This window comes from Sphingobium sp. 3R8, assembly GCF_020166615.1.
In the GTDB taxonomy this organism is placed as follows: Bacteria; Pseudomonadota; Alphaproteobacteria; order Sphingomonadales; family Sphingomonadaceae; genus Sphingobium; species Sphingobium bisphenolicum.
In genome coordinates this window covers 1-373 of record NZ_JAIQXR010000077.1, presented here as the reverse complement: position 1 = coordinate 373, position 373 = coordinate 1, and the positions used below count along the sequence as shown (strand labels likewise).

Genomic DNA, 373 nt, shown 5'->3' with positions numbered 1-373 from the left:
CAGGTCGCACCCAGTCAACCACAGCCCACGTCAGCAGGCAGACGACCTGGCCCGATGATCCCCAGGATCATCAGGCCGTCGGCGTTCCACCCGAACTGCCTTTGCTGCTGCCGTCCCGTCAGGCTCATAAGCTGAAGGTCGCGTTCAGCCGGAGCCGGGCAAAACCCGGCGAAGACCATGGGCCAAAGGCCCATAAATCCTGCTCCCCCAACCAGATTACATCCCAGTGAGCAACGCGAACGCAAAGATTTGCGTGGCCCCGGCAAAGGCCGGGGTCCATTGCACCCCATAACCCCGCCCACAAAGCGGGGTTTTTTATTGCCCGCGCCATGTCCAACCCAACATGCCGGGCGGCGGACATCTCCCGCCGCCG

At 63.3% G+C, this 373-nt stretch carries 1 protein-coding gene; it reads left to right on the top strand.

The features are described 5' to 3' along the window. A partial coding sequence (locus K9B33_RS22985; RefSeq protein ID WP_224551433.1) for a hypothetical protein occupies positions 1 to 230 on the top strand: 230 nt, incomplete at its 5' end. Positions 231 to 373 lie beyond the last annotated feature (143 nt).